At 67.8% G+C, this 14,685-nt stretch carries 11 protein-coding genes and 1 pseudogene; 5 read left to right on the top strand and 7 right to left on the bottom strand.

Translation table 11 applies throughout. The features are described 5' to 3' along the window. The first annotated feature begins 30 nt into the window (after nt 1-30). Nucleotides 31-1,275: an NADH:flavin oxidoreductase/NADH oxidase family protein gene (locus ACH4TV_RS21690; RefSeq protein ID WP_398400418.1), complete on the top strand. Its 1,245-nt coding sequence runs from the start codon at nt 31-33 to the stop codon at nt 1,273-1,275. 32 nt (nt 1,276-1,307) lie between these two features. Here the strand turns inward: ACH4TV_RS21690 and ACH4TV_RS21685 are convergent, their stop codons facing one another. After that, nucleotides 1,308-1,985 (bottom strand): winged helix-turn-helix transcriptional regulator, encoded by a 678-nt coding sequence (locus ACH4TV_RS21685; protein WP_398400416.1) that lies wholly within the window; start codon nt 1,983-1,985, stop codon nt 1,308-1,310. Between the two features lie 93 nt (nt 1,986-2,078). Then, a complete protein-coding gene (locus ACH4TV_RS21680) occupies nt 2,079-2,924 on the bottom strand; it encodes an SDR family NAD(P)-dependent oxidoreductase (RefSeq protein WP_398400414.1) in 846 nt (281 codons plus the stop codon). A 612-nt stretch (nt 2,925-3,536) separates the two neighbouring features. On the opposite strand from ACH4TV_RS21680, the gene ACH4TV_RS21675 reads away from it, so the two are divergent. After that, nucleotides 3,537-4,403, top strand: a complete 867-nt coding sequence (locus tag ACH4TV_RS21675; protein ID WP_398400412.1) for an alpha/beta fold hydrolase — start codon at nt 3,537-3,539, stop codon at nt 4,401-4,403. A gap of 31 nt (nt 4,404-4,434) precedes the next feature. Then, complete coding sequence (locus ACH4TV_RS21670; protein ID WP_398400410.1) at nt 4,435-5,241, top strand: strictosidine synthase; 807 nt, start codon at nt 4,435-4,437, stop codon at nt 5,239-5,241. Nucleotides 5,242-5,881: 640 nt separating this feature from the next. On the opposite strand, the gene ACH4TV_RS21665 is transcribed toward ACH4TV_RS21670, so the two are convergent. The 4 genes and pseudogenes from ACH4TV_RS21665 to ACH4TV_RS21650 all read right to left on the bottom strand — a co-directional run bounded on the left by ACH4TV_RS21665 (nt 5,882) and on the right by ACH4TV_RS21650 (nt 10,817). After that, complete coding sequence (locus tag ACH4TV_RS21665; RefSeq protein ID WP_398400408.1) at nt 5,882-7,606, bottom strand: acyl-CoA dehydrogenase; 1,725 nt, start codon at nt 7,604-7,606, stop codon at nt 5,882-5,884. 101 nt (nt 7,607-7,707) lie between these two features. Then, the gene (locus ACH4TV_RS21660; RefSeq protein ID WP_398400406.1) at nt 7,708-9,738 is read right to left on the bottom strand and encodes an FAD-dependent oxidoreductase; all 2,031 of its coding nucleotides are present in this window, start codon (nt 9,736-9,738) and stop codon (nt 7,708-7,710) included. A gap of 5 nt (nt 9,739-9,743) precedes the next feature. Beyond that, nucleotides 9,744-10,162, bottom strand: a pseudogene (locus ACH4TV_RS21655) (nuclear transport factor 2 family protein). A 106-nt stretch (nt 10,163-10,268) separates the two neighbouring features. After that, entirely contained in the window at nt 10,269-10,817 is a 549-nt protein-coding gene (locus ACH4TV_RS21650; protein ID WP_398400404.1) for a PadR family transcriptional regulator, read from the bottom strand. A 705-nt stretch (nt 10,818-11,522) separates the two neighbouring features. Here ACH4TV_RS21650 and ACH4TV_RS21645 point away from each other — a divergent pair. Continuing rightward, the gene (locus ACH4TV_RS21645; RefSeq protein WP_398400402.1) at nt 11,523-11,711 is read left to right on the top strand and encodes a hypothetical protein; all 189 of its coding nucleotides are present in this window, start codon (nt 11,523-11,525) and stop codon (nt 11,709-11,711) included. Nucleotides 11,712-11,823: 112 nt separating this feature from the next. Here ACH4TV_RS21645 and ACH4TV_RS21640 read toward each other — a convergent pair whose 3' ends face one another. Beyond that, nucleotides 11,824-12,756, bottom strand: coding sequence for an NADP-dependent oxidoreductase (locus ACH4TV_RS21640; RefSeq protein WP_398400400.1), 933 nt, complete (start codon nt 12,754-12,756; stop codon nt 11,824-11,826). 1,004 nt (nt 12,757-13,760) lie between these two features. On the opposite strand from ACH4TV_RS21640, the gene ACH4TV_RS21635 reads away from it, so the two are divergent. Continuing rightward, nucleotides 13,761-14,546, top strand: coding sequence for an IclR family transcriptional regulator (locus ACH4TV_RS21635; RefSeq protein ID WP_398400398.1), 786 nt, complete (start codon nt 13,761-13,763; stop codon nt 14,544-14,546). Nucleotides 14,547-14,685: the final 139 nt, after the last annotated feature.

Here is a 14,685-nt window from a genome sequence, read left to right as displayed (position 1 = left end):
GTGCCCCTCCCGACCGAAGGAAATCCACGCATGACCTCCCTGCACGACCACCTGGACCTGCCCAACGGCCAGGTGCTACCCAACCGGATCATGAAGTCCGCGCTGAGTGAAGCGCTCGCCGACAAGCACAACGCCCCGGACCATCGCCTCGAACAGCTCTACCGGACCTGGAGCCGGGGCGGGTACGGGCTGATCATCACCGGCAACGTCATGGTCGACCGCACCCAGCTCGGCGAACTGGGCAACGTCGTCATCGAGGACGACCGCGACCTCGACGCGCTCACCCGCTGGGCCTCGGCGACCAAGGACGCCGGCATCCCGACCTGGGTACAGCTCAACCATCCCGGCCGTCAGGCCAACATGCTCGCGCTCGGGCACACCCCGGTCGCACCCAGCCCGATCACGCTCAACCTGCCCGGTGCCACCAAGCCCCGCGAGCTGACGTCCGCGGAGATCGAGGACATCATCGAGCGGTTCGCGACCGCGGCGGCGGTGTGCGAGAGGGCCGGCTTCGCCGGTGTGCAGGTACACGGAGCCCACGGATACCTGGTCAACCAGTTCCTCTCCCCGCTGTCGAACCGGCGCGAGGACGAGTGGGGCGGTGACCCCGAGCGCCGGATGCGTTTCGTCCTCGAGGTCGTGCGCCGCATACGGTCACGGGTGTCCCCCGGTTTCGCCGTCGCCGTCAAGCTCAACTCGGCCGACTTCCAGCGCGGTGGATTCACCGAGGAGGAGTCCCGCTCGGTTGTCGCGGCCCTGGCGCAGGAAGGACTCGACCTGATCGAGGTCAGCGGCGGCAGCTACGAGTCACCGGCCATGATGGGCACCGCCGCGGCGTCGACACGCGCCCGCGAGGCCTACTTCCTGGAGTACGCCCGCACGGTGCGCACTCTGGTGGGCGATGTCCCCTTGGCGGTCACAGGCGGCTTCCGCTCCCGCACCGCGATGGAGGACGCCGTCGCCACGGGCGAGTGCGACGTGGTCGGTATGGGCCGGCCGACCGCCACGACACCCGACGCCGCGGACGTGATCCTCGCGGGTCGCGCCGACACCGTCGTCGCCCACCAGGTGCGCGCCGGGATGCGCCAGGTGCTCGGCAAGGTCACCGACGTCAAGGCGCTCGACGGTGTCCTCGACCTCAGCTGGCACACCGACCAACTGCACCGGCTGGGCGCGGGCCTCGAACCCGACCTGCGCCGCGGGCGCCTGGCCACCGCCGTCTCGATGGTGCGGCGCAACGGCAAGACGTCCTTCCGCCGCAAGCGCGGTGCCTGAGATTCCGCCCAGTCCGCCGCCGAACTGAGCTATCAGGCGGTCGAAGGGGCCGGCTGAACCGAGGTATGCCGGCGGGCCGCCTCGGCGAAGGCCTCGACGAGACGACTGACCGCCTCGGCGTCGCCGTCCACCGTGAGGCGGCCGGCCTCGGTCGCGGCGGCCGGCTCCTCATGCCCGAGCGACAGCGCGATGAACGTCCCCGCGTCACAGGCCACAGTGGTGGGCGACGACGCCGGTGACGGTCCGGATCGGACCCGGAGCCGCCCGGCTCCGACGGTCAGGGAGAACCGTTCGCCGGCATCGACGTCGCACTCGAGAGCAAGACCGTCCAGCCGACCGGGGGCGACCGCCACGGTCATGCACAGCGCCACCATGTCCGTGCGGGCGGCCGACGGCTCGACACCGTCGCTCATCAGGCCCAGGCCCCACAGCCCGAGTGAGAGGACCGGGACCCTCAGCTCTTCGCCGAAGTCGGTCAGGACGTACTCCTGCGCCGGCTCGGTCTTGGAGACGACGCCGACCGAGTGCAGGGTGCGAAGCCGGTCGGTGAGGCGATTCGGTCCGATCGACGGCATACGGCCGAGGATCTCGGTGAACCGCTTCGGGCCCAGCAACAGTTCGCGGAGGATGAGTACGGTCCACCGCTCGCCCAGTACGTCCATCGCCGTGGCGAGTGGACACGCCTGCCCGTATCTGCGCGCCGTTGTCATACGTTCCACTCTACTGACCGGTCCTGACAGGTCCCGGCGGCCCAACGCGTCGGACGGGGCGCTCTGTTCGGCCCTGCTCTCGCACGTCCGCCGCTACCGGACCAGACGTCCTTCGAGCTTGCCGAGCAGCGCGCGCACTTGGGGATCACGTGTCAGACGCCTGTCGATCACCGGATTGATGACCCCCCGCAGGACGGACAGCGGCGTCCAGCGAACCGGCCGGAGCACACGGGGAGAACGGTGCTCGATGGCAGACACGATGGCATGAGCGGCCTCGTCCGGCTCAAGTCGCTTGAGCAGCGGTCGCGGCGTTGTCCGGGCCAGGAGTTCGCTGATCGCCGGGTCCTCGTCGACGCCGTTTCTGATCATGTCCGTCTGGATCAGCGCGAAATAGGCGGTGGTGGCGGAAGCGCCGTGCTGCGCGAGTTCCACTCGGAGTCCGCGTCCGAGCTGCTCGACCGCGGCCTTGCTCATGGCGTAGGGAATCGCCGCCGCCCCGTTGAGGAAGGCGAACATCGAGCTGATGAGGACGACCTGACCCTGGTTGGCGACGATCTGCTTCATCGCCGCGTTCACGGTGTTGATGGCCCCGTTGACGTTCACGGCCAGCACTTTGTCGATCGCCGGTGCGGGCATGGTGCGAAGTGTGGAGCCGCGCCCCATGATGCCGGCGTTCGCGATCACGACGTCGACTCGCCCGAACCGCTCGCATATGTGGGCCACGGCGGCGTCGAGCGCGTCGCGGTCGCAGACGTCCGCGGTGAAGCCGACGGCGTCGGAGGGCGAGAGGCGTGCTGCGATGTCCGGCGTGTCCGGGTGCAGGTCCACGATGCCGACCCGCGCGCCGCGGGAGAGGAGAGCCCGAGCGGTCGCACTGCCGAGCCCACCGGTGCCGCCGGTGATGAGGACGACCTTGCCACCGAGTTCGTATGCAGTCATGCGAATGCCTCGTCTTCAGTCATGGGGGTCTTCAGTCATGGGGGTCTTCAGTCATGAGGTGTCCGTCCGCTGGCAGTGCGGCAGATCCGGATCGGGAGCCGGGTGGCGGGACTTCGCACTCACCGCCGGAACGCCGCTCGTATCACGGGCACACGTTCACCGCGCGGAGACGGCTTCGTCATGAAACGGACGTTAGCAATCGCTATACGAAATGTATAGTCATCGCGCGGCAGGCAATTTACCGCGCCGAACCGGCCGAGTGCTGCGCGCCACCGATCGACCATCGAGCCCAGAACTTCGAGCGTCACCTAAATGGCTACGCCCTGATGCCGGACCGCCTCGGCGGGGAGAGCCTGGAGACGTACCTGCCTGCGGGTGCTCAAGCCCGGCGGTAACGCCATCGGGATCGCCGGTCCTGCAACTCCGCGTCCGCCGCGAGGCCGGCTTCAACCCGCTGACGCCCTTGGCCGTCGCAGCCTCAGCGTCGACCAAGGCACGGTGCGCCCGGTCGCGGGAAGGGCGTCCGGTTCGGCCAGACCCCGAAGGCGATGCAGTCCCTGTCCCATGGCGGCCCGAACCGCACCGGCACAGAACAAGCAAGGAGAAGCCGTCATGAGCACCAACGTCACCCCGAACGAACCCGTCGTCACCTCCTACGCGAAGGCCCCGGCCCGCACCGTCAGCGCCGGCGGCGTCACCTACGTGTACCGCGAGCTGGGACCCAAGGGCGGCATCCCCGTCGTCTTCTTCGTCCACCTCGCCGCGACGCTGGACAACTGGGACCCGCGCATCGTCGACCCCGTCGCCAAGGGCCGCCACGTCATCACCTTCGACAACCGCGGTGTCGGAGCCTCCACCGGCCAGGTGCCGGACAGCATCGAGGCCATGGCCGACGACGCCTACGCGTTCATCTCGGCGCTCGGGTACGACAAGATCGACATCTTCTCCTTCTCCCTCGGCGGCTTCGTCGCCCAGGCCCTGGTGGTCAAGCACCCCGAACTCGTCCGCAAACTCGTCCTCACCGGCACCGGGCCCAAGGGCGGCAAGGACATCGACAAGGTCGTCGCCACCACCTACTGGGACATCCTGCGCGCCACCTTGACCCGGTCGGACCCCAAGGAGTTCCTGTTCTTCAACCGCGACCCCGCCGGCAAGGCCGCCGCACGCGCGTTCGTCAACCGGCTCAAGGAGCGCACCGTCGACCGCGACGCGAAGATCAAGACCAAGGCGTTCCAGACGCAGCTGAAGGCGATCCAGAAGTGGGGGCGTTCCACCCCCGACGACCTGTCGAAGATCACTCATCCCACCCTGATCGCCAACGGCGACAACGACCGCATGGTCCCCTCGAACCTCTCCGAGGACATGCACCGGCGCATCAAGGACAGCGAACTGATCATCTACCCCGACTCGGGTCACGGCGGCATCTTCCAGTACTACGAGGAGTTCGCCCCGGTCGCGGTCGAGTTCCTCGCACGATGACCACCGCCGACCAGGAAGAGAACGGGAAACCATGAACATGCCATCAACCGCCGCGGAACTGGGCGTGACGAAGCACTTGACCTCCTCGATCCTGTTGTGGGTGCGCACCGACCAGCCCCGGCAGACCGGCATGGACCACTGGAAGGGGCCGCACTCGGGGATCATCTCCGCCACCCCGGGCCTGGAGGAGTACCGCCAGATCCACCTCGCCGAGCACAACCCGGGCCGGTGGCCGGCGACCGACGGAGTGGAGACCTCGATCCCCGCCGACCGGAAGATCGACGGCGTCGCGGAAGTCACCTTCCAATCGGCTCTCGCGCCCCTGCAAGGGCGCAAGCAGACGAAGCTGGCCTACAAGGACGAGATCAACGTGTTCCGCCGCACCCTGCTCTACGCCGGCCCGCCGAACTCGTCCCGCTGGTACGACGTCGCAGGCCCGGAAGAAAAGGTCGGTGCCCGCGTCCTGGTCTACCTGCGCCGCAGAGACGGGGCCGGCGCCGGTGAGTTGCGGAAGTTCGTCAAGAAGCAGCTCGTTCCCGCACTCGCCGGCACCGGAGTGCTGAAGGAACTGCGCACACAGACGTTCCTGCCCTGGAACAAAAAGCTCTGGGACACCCCGAACGTCTCCCACGACAACCCCCAAGACCAGCGCTTCCACGCCTCCGTCATCCTCGGGTTCGCCGACACCGCAGCACGCGACGCCTTCTTCACCGGCAACGTGATCCAGGACCTGTCCAAGCAGCTGGCACCGCTGGTCTCCGCGATCCACGCCTACGACGTCACCGCCGCCCTCACCTACGTCAAGAACGGCGAGATCCTCCCGCACTACCAGGAGTGACGGGCAAGGGGGCAGCGGCCGGCAGCGGGACTGCCGGACCTGCTCGGCAACCCATCCGCCCGAGGAGCGAGCAAGGCACCATCCACTACGAGCACACCTCACCCCGGGTCACGAAGACCACCCTCGCCCACCCGCCCGTCGGCCTCATCGTCGGCGAGACCGTCCTGCGCCTCACCCCTGCGCGACACGCGCGCAGGACCGAGGACCGACGTCGGGCTCGCGACGCTGCTGCGGCACTTCCCGACCCGCGAGGCGCTGCTCGATGCCCTGCTCCGCGCGAGCTTCGACCAACTGACGGCCAAGGCAGTCGAGCCGCACCCCACGCTTCGTGCGTCACCCTGCGCGCAGCCGGTGCGCGGCTCCTCACCCATGCCCAGGGATCGCCTTCCCCCGCCGCTATCTCCCCGAAGGCAGCATGGACAAGCTCTACCCCGAGCTACCCGAAAGCGCCCCCGCACTCCCCAACACCACGAACAAGCCCACCAGCTGATCGGCTACACCACGGCAAGGGGCACCATCAAGATCGGCAACGCGGCCACCGTTTCGCTTCGAGTCCCCACACACCTCGAAGTTGATCACGGTGGCCGTCTCACGTCACCACACCATCGACCAAGATCACACTATGCGACTGTAGTACTGACTAGCAGGTTTCTCCTGCGCTCGCGGACTGCGCGTGCGCCGCGACGCGGCTGAGGTGGTGCGCGCCGTAGGCGTTGGCTTCGGATATCCGGCGGTGGCTCTGGTCGGAGGTGCCGTCGCGGGTGTCGAGGACGGCCTGGAGCGTTCGGACGTGGATCCAGCCTCCGAGGACCAGGCCCCACATCTTGAGATAGGGGACGCCGCCGGCGTAGGCGTCACGTCGGCGGCCCTCGGCTGCGTGGTCCAGCAGAAGGACGGTGACGTCTCGAATCGAGGCGAGGGACCGCGTCATTCGCTCGGCCGTCGCGACGGCTACCGGGTGCTCGGCTTCGGCCAGATGTCGGACATCGGTCTCGATCATGTCGAGCACGCGGGAGGCGGTGCCGGCTCGGTCTCGGAGAATCTTGCGGCCGAGGAAGTCGTTGGCCTGGATCGCGGTGGTGCCTTCGTAGATTGCAGCGATGCGGACGTCGCGGTAGTACTGGGCGACGCCGGTGTCCTCGATGAAGCCGGCGCCGCCATGAACCTGGACGGCGTCGGAGGTGACCCCGATGGCTTCCTCAGTTATCCAGCCCTTCACGACGGGGGTGAGGAAGTCGGTGAGCTCGAAGCTCTCGGCGTCGCCGGCGAATGCTCGGTCGAGGTAGATGCTGGTCTGCAACATCAGTCCACGCATGGCGGTGATGATGCCGGCCGACGAGGACAACAGGCGCGCTACGTCGGGGTGGCGGGCGATGGGGGTGCCTTCGGGCTCGTCCAGGACCCTGCCCTGGACACGATGGTGGGCGTAGTGCTGAGCCGCCTGGTGGGCGCGGTCGGCGATGCCGAGGGCCCAGATGCCGGCGCCGAGGCGGCTGAGGTTCATCATCACGAACATTGCCGGGAGCCCCTGGTTCAGCTCCCCCAGGAGAAAGCCGGTTGCGTCCTCGTACTGCAGGACGCAGGTCGGGCTGCCTTTGATGCCCATCTTGTGCTCGAGTGCGATGGGGGTGACCCCGTTCGCGTGGCCCGGGCTGCCATCGGCGTCGGGAAGAAATTTGGGGACGATGAACAGTGACAGTCCCCGTAGCCCTGCCGGTGCGTCCGGCGTTCGAGCGAGCACGAGGTGCACGATGTTCTCGGTCAGGTCGTGGTCGCCCCAGGAGATGTAGATCTTCTGACCGCTCACACGCCATGTCTGATCGTCCTGCGGTCGAGCGAGGGTGCGGATCGCGGCGAGGTCCGTACCGGCCTGCGGCTCCGTCAGGTTCATCGTGCCGGTCCAGCGGCCTTCGACCATCGGCTCGAGGTAGACGGATTTCTGGTCGGGTGTGCCGGACCAGGAGATCGCGGCGACGGCGCCTTGGGTCAGTCCGCTGCACATGGCGAATGCAGGGTTCGCAGCGCTCCACAGTTCGGTGAGAGCTGCCGAGACGATTCGGGGAGCGCCACCGGCCTGGACCGGTGCACCTACGCTGCTCCAGCCCGCCCCGGTGAACTTCGCGTAGGCCTCGCGCATGCCGGGTGCGGTGATGACCTGCCCGTTCTCGATGCGCGCTGCGACCCGGTCGCCGGAGACGTTGGTGTCCTGCAGGACCTCGGCGGCCAGTTCGGCGGCCGGCCGCAGAATGGCCACGACGTCGTCGATGTCGTATTCGCCGTCGGTCACGTCCGCCAGGTGCTCGGCGCCGTTCATGACGTGGCGCAGGAAGAACTCGTACTCATTGATCGGTGGGTTGTAGCTCATGGCGGTTCTCACCGTTCTCGACGCGTGGACAGGGGCGGTTCGGCGCAGCGCCGCACCGTTGGGGAGGTTTGTTCAGGGGCCGTGGTGAAGCGCGGGCCGGGTCAGAGCCGGGCGGCGAGCTCGGTGGCCTGGCGGATGGCTCGCTTGGCGTCGAGCTCGGTGGCGATGTCGGCGCCGCCGATGACGTGGGCCGGGCGGCCCAGCGCTTGAAGCGGTTCGATCAGGTCGCGGACCGACTCCTGGCCCGTGCACAGGATGATCGTGTCGACGTCGAGTACCCGTGACTCGGTGGTGTCGTCGCCGACGGCGACCGTGATGTGCAGGCCGTCGTCGCCGATCCGGTCGTAGGTCACACCCTTGACCATCTCGACGCCGGAGTCCTTGAGTGTCTGGCGGTGGACCCAGCCGGTCGTCTTGCCCAAACCCTTGCCGAGCTCGGTCGTCTTGCGCTGGAGCAGTGTGACCTGCCGGCGGGGCGGCGCCTTGACCTTCGCTGTCAGGCCACCGCGCTCCAGGGACGGGTCTGTCACTCCCCAGCGCTGGTTCCAGTGCTGCACCGACTCGCCGACGTCGTGCAGCAGGAACTCGGACACGTCGAAGCCGATGCCGCCCGCACCCAGCACCGCGACCCGTTCCCCGACGGTGGCGGTGCCACGAAGGACGTCCTGGTAGCCGACGACCGATGGGTGGTCGACGCCTGGGATGGTCGGCACGCGCGGCTCGACGCCCGTCGCGACGACAATCTCGTCGAAGCCGGTCAGGTCGTCGACGCTCGCGCGGACGCCGAGGTGGACTTTCACCCCGCTGATCTCCAGCTGGCGCGAGAAGTAGCGAATCGTCTCGCGGAACTCCTCCTTGCCGGGTATTTCCATGGCGAGTCTGAACTGTCCGCCGATCTCATCGCGCGCTTCGAAGAGCTCGACGGTGTGGCCGCGCCCGGACAACTCGGTCGCGGCGGCGAGACCGGCTGGGCCTGCGCCGACGACCGCGACCCGCTTGATGGCCCGCGTCGGCGACAGGACCAGCGTGGTCTCGTGACCCGCGCGGGGGTTGACCAGACAGCTCACGCGCTTGTTGACGAAGCCGTGGTCGAGACACGCTTGGTTGCAGGCAATGCAGGTGTTGATCTGGTCGGCATGCCCATGGCCTGCCTTCTGGACGAAGAACGGGTCGGCCAGCAGCGGCCGGGCCATCGAGACCATGTCGGCCTGGCCCAAGGCGATGATCTTCTCGGCGACCTCGGGAGTGTTGATCCGGTTGGATGCGACGACAGGAACCGTGACCTCGGCCTTGAGTCTGGCCGTGACCCACGCGAACGCCGCGCGGGGCACGGACGTCACGATCGTGGGTATCCGGGCCTCGTGCCAGCCGATGCCGGTGTTGATGAGCGAGACGCCGGCGGCCTCGATTCTGTGGGCCAGCTCGACGGTCTCTTCCCAGTTCTGCGCGTCGTCGACCAGGTCGAGCAGGCTCATCCGGTACATCACGATGAAGTCGTCGCCGACAGCCTCGCGGACTCGCTCGACGATCTCGACCGGGAAGCGCATCCGGTTGGTGGCGCCGCCGCCCCAGCGGTCCGTGCGGTTGTTGGTGCGCGCGGTCAGCATCTGATTGATCAGGTAGCCCTCGGACCCCATGATCTCGACGCCGTCGTAGCCCGCGCGGCGGGCGAGGACCGCCGAGGCGGCGAAGTCGTCGATGGTCCGGTCGACTTCCCTGGTCGACATCGCCTTGGGGGCTCGGAACGGAGTGATGGGCGATTTGATGTCCGACGCCGCCCGCTTGAACGGATGGTAGGCGTAACGCCCAGCGTGGAGGATCTGCATCACGATCTTGCCGTCGTGCTCGTGCACCGCGTCGGTCACGATGCGGTGCTTGTCGGCGGACCGCCTCGACGTCATCTGCGCTCCGAACGGGAGCAGCCAGCCGTGCCAGTTCGGTGCATAGCCACCGGTCACCGCCAGGGCGACGCCACCCTTCGCGCGCTCGGCGAAGTAGGCCGCGAGCTCGGGCAGATGCCTGGCGCGGTCCTCCATGCCGGTGTGCATCGACCCCATGACGACACGGTTGCGCAGCGTCGTGTGGCCCAGGTCGAGGGGTTCCAGCAAGTGCGGGTACGGGTACGGGTTCACGGTGCTCACTCTCGGGCGGGTGTCGTGCAGTGGAGGCCGGCGATCACTTCGGCCTGGATCTGAGAAAACTGGGCGCCCATGGCTGCGGCGAGGGCGGTCGCCGCCGACAGAGGCCGCACCTTGACGGTGAACTCGCTGATCAGTCCGGCGTCGTTCGTGCGGATCAGGTCGATGCCGTTCACGCTCGTCCCGTCCACAGACGCCTCGAAGAGCAGCGCCCGCCGTGGCCGTCCAAGTCCTCGAGCTCGCGGACATAGCGGAAGTCGGTGAAGACCCGGCCGACCCCACGCAGGATCGCCGCGACGATCGTCCTGCCCTCGTAGGGCTTGAACGCAACAGGGCTGCGGAAGACGACGTCCTCGGCGAGCAGCTCGCCCAGCGCGGCGAAGTCGCCGGCCTCAACGGCGGTACGAAAGGCGCGCATCGGACAACCGGTGGTGGAACGGCCTCGGGCTTGCCGGTCCGTGTCGTGCTGATCGCGCTCTTACGGTCCTGGCCCGCCTGAGCGCCCTGGTCCGGGGCGTCGGAGCTCATCGGTCCGTCTCCTCGGGCGCCAGCCGCTGCAGAATCTCGTCGCACCAGGCCAGCCCAGTCTCCTCGGCCAGCATTCCCCCGCGCAGCACGAGCCAGGCGCCCATCTGGTCCGGGCGCAGGGCGTCGGGGTCGGGATAGAAGCGCGCGGCGCTCTCGGCGTAGTAGGCGAGGCGTTGTTCGTGCACCAGGCGGCGGGTGCGGACATCTTCGACGATCGCAGTCGGGTTTCCGAAGGGCAGGGCACGAAGTTTGATCGCGAACTCGCTGCGCAGGTTCTCGACCGGCGTTGCCTTGGATGTCCACACACTCAGCTCATCGCGACCAGCCGATGTCAGAACGTAGACCTTCTTGTCGGGTCGCCCGTCCTGGGCCACGGTCTCGAACTCGACCCAGCCGGCGCGCTCCATCCTGCCCAGCACCTTGTAGATCTGCTGGTGGCTGGCCTTCCAGAAGTAACCGATCGATGCGTCGAACCGACGTGCCAGGTCGTATCCCGTGGCGGACTTTTCCGCCAAGGACACAAGAATCGCGTGCTCCAGAGCCATGAGCGCACCGTAATATGCAAATCGATGCTGTGCAACTAGATGCATAGGTAGTGGTTCGTGAGCTGGGTTGGACCGCGCCGCGACTGCCCGGGGTGGCCTGCAGCGGCCGTGTCGCGCCGGTCCGTGTCGGCTGATCTGGCTTCCTGACGTGACCGAGGATCGTCCGGCCGGTAGCTCGAAGACGGGCGGGCGTATGACTCATGTCGCCTGCGTTACTACTGCGCCGCTTCGCTGGGACCGTTGGGGGGTTTCGAGCTGCCCTTCGACCATCTGCTCTTCACGCAATCCGGAACAATCCTGCGCGGTCGCGTGCGGCACGCCGCCGGAGCCAGCCACAACCGCGGCCGCCACCGGCCTTCGACCAGGCCGTGTATCGGACCCGCAACACCGTCGAACGCGGGATCAACCGGCTCAAGCGCTACCGCGCCCGTGCCTACCCGCTACGAGGATCTCGCCGTCCGCTACCTGGCCGTTCTGCACATCGCCGCGATCAACGAATGGCTCTGACCACTTCAAGACAGAACATCGAGGTCGGCGAACTCCTCGTCCTCGAACAGCACATCGAGACGATCCCGCACCAGCATCACGGGCGTCCCCTTCGGGCACGCCGCCCACGCCGTGCGCACGGTCCTCGCCGAAATCCGCTGAAACACCGACCGGAGCAGCTGTCAGCACCCACTGAAGATCACCAACAGAGTCACGGCATTGGGCCTAGAACCGCCCGTCGGGTTCAGCGACAGCCTCATCACCGAACGGGCCCGCATCGACCGCCAGATCGGCGACCTCACAGCAGTGCGCGCCCGCCTCGACGAGATCATCGCGGTGGCGACAGACCCCAGCCACCCGCACCACAGCCACCCCGTACGCGGCGGAGTTACCGCCGGCACCGCCTGAGGCGGTACCCACCGTCGCCTCGATGGGATCGCTGCGCGCGGAACCTCGCCCGCCTGCAGTCACGGCCTCGCCGCGGCCCATGCAACCGGTAGCGCACGAGAGGGCGTCGCGCTCAGTCCAGGGTGAGGACGACACGCCCCTGGAACCCGCCCTTGGTCATGCGCGCGTAGGCCTTTGAGGCCTCCTGCAGCGGGTAGGTCTCGGCCACGCGCAACGCCAGGTCTCCCGCCGCCGCCAGGTCTGACAGCGTCGAAAGCATCGCTGCGTCCGGGCCGACCTGCGTCAGCAGCACCCGGATACCCCGCTCGGTCTCAGGCAGGGCGTCGAGCCGTGTGGTCACGAACCTGCCGCCGTCCGCCACCGCACCGATGACGGCCTGCCCCAGCCTGGCCGTGTCCAGCACGGCGTCGACCCCTTCGGGGCACACCGCGCGGACTGCCTCGACCAGCGGCTGCGACGCGGGCACGTACACATCGGCCCCCGCCACCTTCGTCGCGAACCCTCCGTCGGGCGACAGGTCACTCGCGATGACCACAGCGCCCCGGCGCTTGGCCAGCTGCACCGCGTAGCCGCCGACCGCCCCCTCCGCGCCGGTGATGAGCACGCTCTGGCCCGCCTGGATGCCGAGCAGTTCGACGGACTGGGCCGCGGTCAGCCCGTTGAGCGGGATGGTGGCGGCGTGGACCGGGTCGACACCCGTGGGTGCCGCGGCGATCGCTTGGGAAGGAACCACGATGTACTCGGCCTGCCCCCGGTTCAGCCCCAGCGGCAAGCCGTGACTGAACGCGATGACAGACTGCCCGGGCCTCCAGTGGATACCCGGGCCGACAGCGTCGACAACGCCGGCGACATCCCAGCCCAGGCCATAGGCGGTCCCCTCCGGCGGAGCCGGGAAGACTCCGCCCCAAGCCGCCGCATCGGCCGGATTGAGTGCGGCCGCCTGAACCTTGATGCGAATCTCGCTCAAGCCCGGAACAGGCTTGTCCACCTCGGCGACCTCGACAACGTCCGGGCCGCCGAGCGAACGGTAAACGGCTGCGCGCATGAGTACTCCTCTGTCAGTCGCACCTGCCCACAGCAGGCGCCGAAGATCTTTGACCTAGGGAGGCGATGTCCGCAGAGAGCTGCGGAGCGCCAACAGCAGCCACGCTAAAACCTGACGCCAACGTCAGGTGCAAGTCGGCCGGGTAAGCCATCCCGCTCTTCCAGCGGCGCTCGGCGCCTCCTTCCGCCTCGTACACGTGGTCCTCCGCGTCTGGGCATCGCTGGTCGTCCCGCGATCAGTGGGCGCTGGGATCAACCGCGACCCACCATTCCCATGGCGAATGCCGTGATCACCAGTGCAGGGGCTGCCGATGCCGCCAGGTTGTTCTTCCGGTTTGCAGCAGACCTCGGCGGCGCCCGGTCCGACCTTGGACACACGGCGTTGACAGTCACGCCGTAGCCACGCCCCGGCAGCCGTTGGTACGAACCGTCGGTGAACGATCCGCCCGCGCACTCCCCAAGTGCGCGGGCGGAATGCGTCGGCCCGAAACCCTGCGCCAACGCCGCCCCGCCGCAGCACGGGCAAGGCGCCACCGCCGGTGGACCAGGTCAGCTTGGCCTGAGCGGCCCGGCAGGGGCTCTGTCCTCTCTGCAGGCAGGCGCTGATCGTCGGAGCCGTAGACGAACCGGACAGCCCACGCGAGTGGATCAACTGGTTCGCGGCGTCGAAGAAGATGCTTCACAGGCACCCCTTCGTCTACGTCTGTTGAACTGCGAAGTCCACGGCCTTACTTGGGCAGTGTGCGGTTCTGAGGGGCCGGGTCCAGCAATGGGCTCCGGCCCTGCCGTCGGGAGACCGGTCCCCGGCACGAAGCCGAAGAGATCAAGGCACGGTTGCGGACATTCCTGAATGACGAGCTCAAACTCGAAGTGTCCGAGTCCAGCCTGTTCGTGCCCGGTTCCGCCGGGGTGTCACTCGCCCCAGAAGGAATAGAAAGCCCCAAAACGACTCATTTGATATGACAGATTTCCTCAGGGAGTGGACGACTCTGTATCTTGTCCCATGTGAGCGACGGGCGCAGGCAAGGACGAGACAATTCGGTCCATTCGGTCGACAGGGCGATCTCGATCCTGCAGGTACTTGCTCAGCGCGGTGTCGTCGGCGTCACGGAGATCGCCAATGAGATCTCCGTGCACAAGTCGACGGTGTCTCGGCTGATTGCGACCCTGGAAGCCAGAGGAATGGTGGAGCAAGCCTCCACGCGAGGTGGATACCGGCTGGCCTACGGCGTCCAGCGTCTGGCCGATGGAGTAGGCAAGCAGCACGATCTGACCGTGATCAGTCGCACCGTGTGCAACCGCCTCGCGGAGGAGCTGAAAGAGACCGTCATCGTCGCGGTGCACGAAGGCCGCACAGTTGTCTCCATCGACCAGGTGAACGGCTCGGACTCACTCAGCATCGTGAACCGGGTCGGGCAGAGCCATCCCCTTCACCCGACTTCCGCCGGCAAGGTCTTTCTCGCGTACATGCCCCCCGCCGAACTGCAGACCTACCTCGACGCGGAACTGGAACGCCTCACCCCGCACACGATTGTCGACCGGGGCGCCCTGGAGAGCGAGTTGGAGACCGTGCGCAAACACGGTTACGCCCGAGTCGACGAGGAACAGGAAATCGGGCTGGCGGCCGTCGCGGCGCCGATTCGAGCGCACGACGGCCAGGTCGCCGCCGCCCTGGTGGCCTCCGGTCCCGCGTTCCGCATCAACGACGACACGATTCCCGGCATAGTCGAACCACTGCTGTCGGCCGCCGCGGAAATCTCGGAGCGAAACGGGTATCGGAAAGCCGGCTGAGTCGCACTGTCGGCGGCCGAGGACAACACCTGGCGGGCAGGGCGCATCGGCGCCGATCCCGGGGAACGCGACACACAGGCTCGTCGGCGGCCAGGAGCGGAAGATCCCTGCCGTCGGCTCAGCGGTCCCGGATGCGCGC

Origin of the sequence: Streptomyces sp. NPDC020898, from assembly GCF_044333925.1 — a bacterium.
Classification (GTDB): Bacteria; Actinomycetota; Actinomycetes; order Streptomycetales; family Streptomycetaceae; genus Streptomyces.
Note: the sequence above shows the minus strand (reverse complement) of the source record. Positions and strands in the feature narration are given on the sequence as shown.